This window comes from Ralstonia pickettii (assembly GCF_016466415.2).
Classification (GTDB): domain Bacteria; phylum Pseudomonadota; class Gammaproteobacteria; order Burkholderiales; family Burkholderiaceae; genus Ralstonia; species Ralstonia pickettii.
Window position 1 is genome coordinate 1,110,731 of the sequence record NZ_CP066772.2, and the last position, 10,096, is coordinate 1,120,826.

9 protein-coding genes and 1 pseudogene are annotated in these 10,096 nt (G+C 62.2%); 7 read left to right on the forward strand and 3 right to left on the reverse strand.

Features of this window, described 5'->3' with window-relative positions:
- Nucleotide 1: 1 nt before the first annotated feature.
- The 5 genes and pseudogenes from RP6297_RS21250 to RP6297_RS21270 all read left to right on the forward strand — a co-directional run bounded on the left by RP6297_RS21250 (nt 2) and on the right by RP6297_RS21270 (nt 5,979).
- Nucleotides 2-2,968, forward strand: coding sequence for a Tn3 family transposase (locus RP6297_RS21250; RefSeq protein ID WP_001138070.1), 2,967 nt, complete (start codon nt 2-4; stop codon nt 2,966-2,968).
- Between the two features lie 33 nt (nt 2,969-3,001).
- Nucleotides 3,002-3,097, forward strand: a pseudogene (locus RP6297_RS21255) (succinate dehydrogenase, cytochrome b556 subunit); the annotation flags it as partial.
- 10 nt (nt 3,098-3,107) lie between these two features.
- Nucleotides 3,108-3,473 carry a succinate dehydrogenase, hydrophobic membrane anchor protein gene (gene sdhD / locus RP6297_RS21260; RefSeq protein WP_004637532.1) on the forward strand — a complete coding sequence of 122 codons (366 nt, stop codon included), beginning with the start codon at nt 3,108-3,110 and terminating at the stop codon, nt 3,471-3,473.
- A gap of 3 nt (nt 3,474-3,476) precedes the next feature.
- A complete protein-coding gene (gene sdhA, locus RP6297_RS21265; RefSeq protein ID WP_009241008.1) occupies nt 3,477-5,255 on the forward strand; it encodes a succinate dehydrogenase flavoprotein subunit in 1,779 nt (592 codons plus the stop codon).
- A 22-nt stretch (nt 5,256-5,277) separates the two neighbouring features.
- Complete coding sequence (locus tag RP6297_RS21270; protein ID WP_009241007.1) at nt 5,278-5,979, forward strand: succinate dehydrogenase iron-sulfur subunit; 702 nt, start codon at nt 5,278-5,280, stop codon at nt 5,977-5,979.
- Nucleotides 5,980-6,129: 150 nt separating this feature from the next.
- Here the strand turns inward: RP6297_RS21270 and RP6297_RS21275 are convergent, their stop codons facing one another.
- The 3 genes from RP6297_RS21275 to RP6297_RS21285 form a co-directional block, all read right to left on the reverse strand.
- A complete protein-coding gene (locus tag RP6297_RS21275) occupies nt 6,130-6,861 on the reverse strand; it encodes an anti-sigma factor (protein WP_009241721.1) in 732 nt (243 codons plus the stop codon).
- Entirely contained in the window at nt 6,858-7,568 is a 711-nt protein-coding gene (locus tag RP6297_RS21280; RefSeq protein ID WP_009241722.1) for a sigma-70 family RNA polymerase sigma factor, read from the reverse strand. The genes RP6297_RS21275 and RP6297_RS21280 overlap by 4 nt, the downstream gene beginning before the upstream one ends.
- A 64-nt stretch (nt 7,569-7,632) precedes the next feature.
- Nucleotides 7,633-8,217, reverse strand: a complete 585-nt coding sequence (locus RP6297_RS21285; protein WP_009241723.1) for a fasciclin domain-containing protein — start codon at nt 8,215-8,217, stop codon at nt 7,633-7,635.
- A 506-nt stretch (nt 8,218-8,723) separates the two neighbouring features.
- Here RP6297_RS21285 and RP6297_RS21290 point away from each other — a divergent pair.
- Both RP6297_RS21290 and RP6297_RS21295 read left to right on the forward strand, forming a co-directional pair.
- On the forward strand, nt 8,724-9,305 hold the full coding sequence (locus tag RP6297_RS21290; RefSeq protein ID WP_009241724.1) for a globin family protein: 582 nt from the start codon (nt 8,724-8,726) through the stop codon (nt 9,303-9,305).
- Between the two features lie 14 nt (nt 9,306-9,319).
- Nucleotides 9,320-9,988, forward strand: coding sequence for a hypothetical protein (locus RP6297_RS21295; RefSeq protein ID WP_009277616.1), 669 nt, complete (start codon nt 9,320-9,322; stop codon nt 9,986-9,988).
- Nucleotides 9,989-10,096: the final 108 nt, after the last annotated feature.

Consider the following 10,096-nt stretch of genomic DNA (forward strand, 5'->3'; position numbering starts at 1 on the left):
TATGCCACGTCGTTCAATCCTGTCCGCCGCCGAGCGCGAAAGCCTGCTGGCGTTGCCGGACACCAAGGATGAGTTGATCCGTCACTACACGTTCAGCGAAACCGACCTCTCCATCATCCGGCAGCGGCGCGGCCCGGCCAACCGGCTGGGCTTCGCCGTGCAGCTCTGTTACCTGCGCTTTCCTGGTGTCATCCTGGGCGTCGATGAGCCGCCGTTTCCGCCCTTGTTGAAACTGGTCGCCGACCAGCTCAAGGTCAGCGTCGAAAGCTGGGACGAATACGGGCAGCGGGAGCAGACCCGGCGCGAGCACCTGGTCGAACTGCAAACGGTGTTCGGCTTCCAGCCCTTTACCATGGGCCACTACCGGCAGGCCGTCCAGTTGCTGACCGAGATGGCCTTGCAGACCGACAAGGGCATCGTGCTGGCCAGCACCTTGATCGAGCACCTGCGGCAGCAGTCGGTCATTCTGCCTGCCCTCAACGCCGTCGAGCGGGCGAGCGCCGAAGCAATCACCCGCGCCAACCGGCGCATCTACGATGCCTTGGCCGAACCGCTGTCGGACGCGCATCGCCGCCGCCTCGACGATCTGCTCAAGCGTCGGGACAACGGCAAAACGACCTGGCTGGCCTGGCTGCGCCAATCGCCCGTCAAACCGAATTCGCGGCACATGCTGGAACACATCGAACGCCTCAAAGCGTGGCAGGCGCTCGACCTGCCTTCTGGCATCGAGCGGTCGGTGCACCAGAACCGCCTGCTCAAGATCGCCCGTGAGGGTGGCCAGATGACGCCCGCCGACCTGGCCAAGTTCGAGGCGCAGCGACGCTATGCCACCCTGGTGGCGCTTGCCATCGAGGGCATGGCCACCGTCACCGACGAAATCATCGACCTGCACGACCGCATCCTGGGCAAGCTGTTCAACGCCGCCAAGAACAAGCATCAGCAGCAATTCCAGGCGTCCGGCAAGGCGATCAACGCCAAGGTGCGGCTGTTCGGCCGCATCGGCCAGGCGCTGATCGAGGCCAAGCAGGCGGGCCGCGATCCGTTCGCCGCCATCGAGGCCGTCATGTCCTGGGATGCCTTCGCCGAGAGCGTCACCGAAGCGCAGAAGCTTGCGCAGCCCGAGGACTTCGATTTCCTGCACCGCATCGGCGAAAGCTACGCCACGCTGCGCCGCTACGCGCCGGAATTCCTTGCCGTGCTCAAGCTGCGGGCCGCTCCCGCCGCGAAGGACGTGCTCGACGCCATCGAGGTGCTGCGCGGCATGAACAGCGACAACGCCCGCAAGGTGCCCGCCGACGCGCCGACCGAGTTCATCAAGCCGCGCTGGCAGAAGCTGGTCATGACCGACACCGGCATCGACCGGCGCTACTACGAACTGTGCGCGCTGTCGGAGATGAAGAACGCGTTGCGTTCCGGCGACATCTGGGTGCAGGGGTCGCGCCAGTTCAAGGACTTCGAGGACTACCTGGTGCCGCCCGCGAAATTCGCCAGCCTCAAGCAGGCCAGCGAATTGCCGCTGGCCGTGGCCACCGACTGCAACCGGTACCTGAACGACCGGCTGACGCTGCTGGAAACACAGCTTGCCACCGTCAACCGTATGGCGACGGCCAACGAGCTGCCGGACGCCATCATCACCGAGTCAGGCTTGAAGATCACGCCGCTCGACGCGGCGGTACCCGACACCGCCCAAGCGCTGATCGACCAGACGGCAATGATCCTGCCGCACGTCAAGATCACCGAACTGCTGCTGGAGGTGGACGAATGGACGGGCTTCACTCGGCATTTCGCGCATCTGAAATCGGGCGACCCGGCCAAAGACAAGAACCTGTTGCTGACCACGATCCTCGCCGACGCGATCAACCTGGGCCTGACCAAGATGGCGGAGTCTTGCCCCGGCACGACCTACGCCAAGCTGGCTTGGCTGCAAGCCTGGCACATCCGCGACGAAACCTACGGGGCGGCGCTGGCCGATCTGGTCAACGCACAGTTCCGCCATCCCTTCGCCGAGCACTGGGGCGACGGCACCACCTCATCGTCGGACGGCCAGAACTTCCGCACCGGCAGCAAGGCCGAGAGCACCGGCCACATCAACCCGAAATACGGGAGCAGCCCAGGGCGGACGTTCTACACCCACATTTCTGACCAGTACGCGCCATTTCACACCAAGGTCGTGAACGTCGGCGTGCGCGATTCGACCTACGTGCTCGACGGCCTGCTGTACCACGAGTCCGACTTGCGGATCGAGGAGCATTACACCGACACGGCGGGCTTCACCGATCACGTCTTCGCCCTGATGCACCTCCTGGGCTTCCGCTTCGCGCCGCGCATCCGCGACCTGGGCGACACCAAGCTCTACATCCCGAAGGGCGACGCCGCCTATGACGCGCTGAAACCCATGATCGGCGGCACGCTCAACATCAAGCACGTCCGCGCCCATTGGGACGAAATCCTGCGGCTGGCCACCTCGATCAAGCAGGGCACGGTGACGGCCTCCCTGATGCTCCGAAAGCTCGGCAGCTACCCACGCCAGAACGGCCTGGCCGTGGCGCTCCGCGAGCTGGGCCGCATCGAGCGCACGCTGTTCATCCTGGACTGGCTGCAAAGCGTGGAACTGCGCCGCCGCGTGCATGCCGGCCTGAACAAGGGCGAGGCGCGCAATGCGCTGGCCAGGGCAGTGTTTTTCAACCGCCTGGGTGAAATCCGCGACCGCAGTTTCGAGCAGCAGCGCTACCGGGCTAGCGGCCTCAATCTGGTAACGGCTGCCGTCGTGTTGTGGAACACGGTCTATCTGGAACGGGCTGCGCACGCGCTGCGTGGCAACGGCCATGCCGTTGATGACGCGCTGTTGCAGTACCTGTCGCCGCTCGGTTGGGAGCACATCAACCTCACCGGCGATTACCTCTGGCGCAGCAGCGCCAAGATCGGCGCGGGCAAGTTCAGGCCGCTACGACCGCTGCAACCGGCTTAGCGTGCTTTATTTTCCGTTTTCTGAGGCGACCCCGACAAGACCTCGGCTTCCAAGTCGGCTGTGAGCGTGCTGATCGTCAGCCTGCTGCTGACCGTCGTGTTCGGCGCCAAGCTGTTCGGCCTGTTCTGAGGAGTCCCTGATGGCAAATAACAATATTGGTCCCAAGCGCCTCGTTGTGGGCGCGCACTACGGCCTGAAGGACTTCCTCGCGCAGCGCGTCACCGCGGTGATCATGGCGGTCTACACCGTCGTGCTGCTGGCGGCGTTCCTGCTCTCGAAAGACACGTCGTACCAAAGCTGGGCGGGGCTGTTCTCCAACCAGTGGATGAAGATGCTGACGTTCCTGGCGTTCGTGTCGCTCACGTATCACGCCTGGATCGGTGTGCGTGACATCTGGATGGACTACGTGAAGCCCGTGGCAGTGCGTTTGACGCTGCAAGTGTTGACGATTCTGTGGCTCGTCGGTTGTGCGGGCTACGCAGCTCAGATTCTCTGGAGGGTTTAAGACATGGTCGCAGTCAAGACTGGGCTGCCGCGCCGCAAATTCGACGTCGTGATCGTCGGTGCGGGCGGTTCGGGCATGCGCGCATCGCTGCAGCTGGCAGAAGCCGGCCTCTCCGTGGCCGTGCTGTCCAAGGTGTTCCCCACCCGCTCGCACACCGTTGCGGCGCAGGGTGGCATCGGTGCTTCGCTGGGCAACATGAGCGAAGACAACTGGCACTATCACTTCTACGACACCGTCAAGGGCTCCGACTGGCTCGGCGACCAGGACGCGATCGAATTCATGTGCCGCCAGGCGCCGAACGTGGTCTACGAACTGGAACACTTCGGCATGCCGTTCGACCGCAACGCCGACGGCACCATCTACCAGCGTCCGTTCGGCGGCCATACGTCGAACTACGGCGAGAAGCCCGTGCAGCGTGCCTGCGCCGCGGCCGACCGTACCGGCCACGCGCTGCTGCACACGCTGTATCAGCGTAACGTGCGGGCCAAGACCCACTTCTTCGTCGAATGGATGGCGCTGGATCTGATCCGCGACCAGGACGGCGACGTGCTGGGCGTGACGGCGCTGGAAATGGAAACCGGCGAGGTCTACATCCTCGAAGCCAAGACGACGCTGTTCGCCACGGGCGGTGCAGGTCGAATCTACGCGGCTTCCACCAACGCCTTCATCAACACCGGTGACGGCCTGGGGATGGCAGCGCGCGCAGGCGTTCCGCTGGAAGACATGGAATTCTGGCAGTTCCACCCGACTGGCGTGGCCGGCGCGGGCGTGCTGATCACGGAAGGCGTGCGCGGCGAAGGCGGCATCCTGCGTAACAAGGACGGCGAGCGCTTCATGGAGCGCTATGCCCCGACGCTGAAGGATCTGGCGCCGCGTGACTTCGTGTCGCGCTCGATGGACCAGGAAATCAAGGAAGGCCGCGGCTGCGGCCCGAACGGCGACTACGTGCTGCTCGACCTGACGCACGTCGGCGCCGAGACCATCATGAAGCGCCTGCCGTCGATCCGCGAAATTGGCCTGAAGTTCGCCAACGTCGACGCCATCAAGGAGCCGATTCCCGTGGTGCCGACCATCCACTACCAGATGGGTGGCATTCCGACGAACTATCACGGTCAGGTGGTGGTGCCGAAGAACGGCAACCCGAACGAGGTCATCAACGGCTTCTACGCGATCGGCGAATGCTCGTGCGTGTCGGTGCACGGCGCGAACCGCCTGGGCACGAACTCGCTGCTCGACCTGGTGGTGTTCGGCCGTTCGGCGGGCAACCACATCATTGCGCAGAACCTGAAGAACCGCGAGCACAAGCCGTTGCCGGCCGACGCTGCCGACCGTGCGCTGTCGCGCCTGGCGAAGCTCGATTCGTCCAGCTCTGGCGAATACGCGCAGGATGTTGCCAACGACATCCGTCGCAACATGCAGTCGCACGCTGGCGTGTTCCGTACGCAGAAACTGATGGATGAAGGCGTCGAGCGCATCCTGGAAGTGGCCGAGCGCGCTGGCAACATCCACCTGAAGGACAAGTCCAAGGTGTTCAACACCGCGCGCGTCGAAGCGCTGGAAGTGGCCAACCTGGTGGAAGTGGCGAAGGCGACGATGGTGTCGGCTGCCGCCCGCAAGGAATCGCGCGGCGCACACGCCCACAGCGACTTCCCGAACCGCGACGATGAAAACTGGATGAAGCACTCGCTGTGGTATTCCGAAGGCAACCGCCTGGACTACAAGCCCGTGCAGTTGAAGCCGCTGTCGGTGGAATCGGTGCCGCCCAAGGCGCGTACGTTCTAACGGATAAGAAGGACCCGCAAAAATGAAGCGTATTTTTGAAGTCTATCGCTACGATCCGGACAAGGACGCAGCGCCCCGCATGCAGACCTACGAGGTAGAACTCGACGGTCACGAGCGCATGCTGCTCGACGCGCTGGTCAAGCTGAAGAAGCTCGACGAGTCGATCGCGTTCCGTCGTTCGTGCCGCGAAGGCGTGTGCGGCTCCGACGCCATGAACATCAACGGCAAGAATGGTCTGGCGTGCCTGACCAACATGCGTGAGCTGCCCGAGAAGATCGTGCTGCGCCCGCTGCCGGGGCTGCCGGTGGTGCGCGACCTGATCGTCGACATGACGCAGTTCTTCAACCAGTACCACTCGATCAAGCCGTACCTGATCAACGACGAGCCGCCGCCCGAGAAGGAGCGCCTGCAGTCGCCGGAAGAGCGCGAAGAGCTTGATGGCCTGTACGAGTGCATTCTGTGCGCGAGCTGCTCGACGTCGTGCCCGTCGTTCTGGTGGAACCCGGACAAGTTCGTCGGCCCGGCCGGTCTGCTGCAGGCGTATCGTTTCATCGCTGACAGCCGTGATCAGGCCACCAGCGAGCGGCTGGACAACCTGGAAGATCCGTACCGCCTGTTCCGCTGCCACACCATCATGAATTGCGTCGATGTGTGCCCGAAGGGTCTGAACCCCACCAAGGCCATCGGCAAGATCAAGGAATTGATGGTGCGCCGCGCGGTGTAAGGAGGCGGGAGCTCACGGCGGCGTTGTATAGGCGCAAATGCGCCAGTAGCGCGAAGGGGGATTACATGGCCACGACGTTGCTCGACGCTTCAAACAGTGTCGAGCAAGGTTGCTGCAATGGAGTTATTCATGCAGAGATAGACAATCTCATTACGTCTCATGCATCGCGCCCTTGCCCACCACAGGACCCGTCGCTTGGCCCGTCGGAGAACCTCCTTTGGGCTCTACCGAAACAGCCAGAGCTGAACGGGCATTAAGTTTGGCGGCATTTTCCTTCGACAACACAATTGAAGTCGAGCGATTGGAGGGGAAGACTCCCAACGAGATCGGTTTGCTATTTTCTGGAATCAGCCAGAGCTCAGTCGAAGCGCTGTCCGAGACCTGAAATGCGACAGCCGGCACGACGATGATCTCGCGCTTTGCTTTGTCGACGGTCGCGGTCCAATGCGGCACGCCATCGTCATCTGCAATCGCAGCCGCAGCATAAGCTGACTTCAAACCAGACGGCGCCTCAGGGGGTGCTGCGAGGAAAAGATTCACCGCGACGACAGCAACCATTGCGAAAGTCGTTGCAAGCGCCAACGTGCGCCAGAACCGAATGCTGTTCCAAAAGCGCTGCATCTGTGCCCCTGCTGGCAGAGTCGTAGGCGCGCCAGTTCGCTCTACAAGCCCCAGATCGGCCTCGATTCGCCTCCACACGCGCACAGGTGGTTGCCTGGGGGTGACGGCCTCACCAAGGGGAGAAAGACGAAATTCCCAAGCATCGACTGCTGCCTGTAGGGCTGCATCTTCATGCAGTGCACGCTCCACGGCGCTGCGTTCCTCGGTGTCCAACAAACCGAGAACGTATTCAGCGCACTCCAGATCGCGATCTGGCGTCATGACTGCTGCTCCAGGCACATCTTCAGTTGCAGCAGGCTGCGTCGCACCCAACTTTTCATCGTACCGACCGGCACGCTCAGACGCGCTGCGAGTTCAGCGTAAGTCACCCCTGTATAGAACGCTTCCACGATCACACCACGCTGGCGACCCTCCAGCTTGCGAATGCAACTCTCCAGGCGTCGATGCTCCTGGCTCATGTCCGCCACTTCTGATGGCGTTGCCCGTTCATCGACGATCTGGCCCCAGTCCGTCTCATCACCGGTGGTCTCGCGCGATTGCCGAAGACGATCGATCGACTTGTTCCTCGCCAGCGAGATCAGCCATGTCATGGCGGTCCCCCGATGAGGATCGAATTGGTCGGCGCGTTGCCAGATGGCGACATAGATATCCTGCAGCACGTCTTCGGCTTCACCTGAGCTGCGAAGGATTCCGTACGCCAACGAATAGAGTTTGGGAGAAGTTAGCGTGTAGAGCTCTTCGAACGCTGATTTACTTCCTTCGCCAGTTTGCTTGAGCAACTCAACGAGCCGTTCCCGAACGGCTTCCTGGCGCGCTGATATCGTGCCCTCGGCTTCGGGCAAAGATGCTCCGACAACGTGCATATGATTTCGCGTGCCTCGGTTGCCCATGACGGGATGTGGCAAAGGTATACCACCGGCGTTGTTCCCGCAACGAACGTCTTGAGCGTAGCGAAGTTGGGATGACATTGCCTTTCCTCTCGTCATAGTCCGAGCGCGCGAGGGCACTCGCCCCCGCGCTTCACGGGAAGGATTACGGCATCAATACCTTGTCCACGACGTGAATCACGCCGTTCGACTGGTACACATTGCCGATAGTGACCATGGCGACCCCGCCCTTGTCGTCGGTGACGGTCAGATGGTCGCCCTTCTGCATGACGGTGAGCGGATCACCTTCGACGGTCTTGAGCATCGCCTTGCCGCCGCCATCGGCGACGGCCTTCATCAGGTCTTGTGCCGTGAGCCGGCCGGGCACCACGTGATAGGTCAACACCTTGACCAAGGTCGGCTTGCTTTCAGGCTTGAGCAACTTATCGACCGTACCGGCGGGCAGCGCCGCAAAGGCTTCGTTGGTCGGTGCAAATACGGTGAATGGGCCTGCCCCGGACAGCGTATCGACCAAGCCACCTGCCTTCACGGCAGCAACAAGCGTGGTGTGATCCTTCGAATTGACCGCATTTTGAATAATGTTCTTGGACGGATACATCGGAGCGCCGCCCACCATGGTGGTCGCTTCGCTATCGCCCATTGCGGCCGCCGCTACGGACGCATAGCCGCCAGAAATGATTGCGAAAGAAACCAGAACACCAGACAACCCTGCCAGTTGAAACCGTTTCATCGTTGACCTCTATCGTGGCGCTTCGCAATGTGGAAGCAATCGATATACGAATCCAACCGGCTATCGGATGCACAAACAGAACATGCGACAACGCATTGGTGGTTCACAGAATTGAGTTGACTTTGCATCAGAAAGATCGTCGACATCCTCCGAACCGATGGTTGCCGACGCTCAGAGCGTCGTGCGGTCGCAGATCGGGGTTGTTGATCGCGGCTGTGCTCGCCGAACTGCAGGGGGACGCTACATGAACGCCGGCTACCGTGCTGATGGCGGATCGGCCGCACGCTGGCAGAACAGCGGGGGCTGTGTTGGTCGCTGCCGCCAGAGCCGGATCGACGTGTGGCCAAGGGGCACGCCCGGAACGCGTGGAGCGCATGAATGGCGTGCTGGCTCGATCCATTCTGCATCCGAAATCGCCTGGCAGACGTATATCAAACCAGCGCTGCGCAGCCCTTGAGATAAACCGCGCAGTGCCCGATCCATACCCTGCCAAAGGAGATTGACCCATGAAGCGAGCACTGCTACTGGTTTTGACCTTGACCACCGCGACCTTGAGTGCCTGCGGAGGGGGCGATGACACGCCCAAGGCGATGGCATCAACGGCGTCGACAGCACAATTTCCCCAAAATGCCGACATGTGGGCCGGGCTTGGTGGAGATGCCAGCGCACCGGCCGCCATTTCAAAGGTGGTCGACGATGCGGTGTCCGGACTGCTTGCGGACCCCAAAGAAGCACCGTACTTCGCAAACATCGGTAAGCCGGGACACGATACGGTCGGACGTCTCAAAGCCTGCCTGAACCTCCAGTTCAAAGCGCTGTTTGGCGGCCCCTTCAGCTATCCGGGGCAAGTCGCGGCGGACGGCACTACCGTGATGTGTGACGACATGGCCACTGCACACTCTGACGTTGGCATCCCTGGCTGTGTGTTCGATCAGTTCATTACCGATGCCGCCGCTGTCATGAAGACCGATGGCGTTCCGGATGGCTACATCTCTCGCGTAGCACCCGTGCTCACCGGCCTCAAGTCGACCATCGTGTCGACCATGCCTCAGTATCTGGGCCCTAACACCGCCCAGAACTGCAAGTGAGCCCGCGAAGCGGGTTGCGCCGCTACGCACTGCCCGGCATTGCAGCCTTGACGGTTGCGATCGGTCTGGTCGGTGCGATGCACTTGAAGGCGGCTCGTCCTGTGCTCGCGATGCTTGGCGTTCCGTGCCCCGTCGACAACACCACTGCGGAGCAAGTCAGCGCGCTGCGCGCCAGCGGACTAGCGCACCTTCGGGCTGTGAAGTTCGCGCCGGCTCGCCCGGTCCCCGGCGGGTTCGTACTGGATGCCACGACCCCCGAGGAGGCCCGCCAGTGGGCACACGAAAATCGCATAGCCTGTGAAGATGTCAAGCACGGCTACAGCTATCTTCGTTGTCGCGGCGTCGAAGCCAATAAGCTCGGTCTTGCCGGCCCGCCCGTCAGCGAGTTATGGCTCAGCTTCGGTCCGAATGGCCATCTCATCGGTGTAGACGTCTACCGGCGGGGTATGAGCGCCAACGACACAACCGCCGCCTGGGATGGCGCTAGACATGCGCTGCGAGATGTGCTCGGTATGCCAACGTCGACAATGGGTGATGCATCGCCAGCGGTACTGGGCGCATCGCCACTGCAGACCGCGCGTTTGCAGTGGCGATTTTCCGACTACGTGGCAGTCGTCACCGCGAGCAACCTGCCTTACGCCGGGCTGGCGGTCCGGGAGCAGTACATGTCGTCTCGCCTTTGATTTGAATTGACCCTGCGACATGTGGGGGCCGGCAAATTCGCCGGCCTCCACCTAAGTAACCGCGTGCGCATGAACGGCTGAGCAGCGCATCAGCCGGGCTCGTGCGAC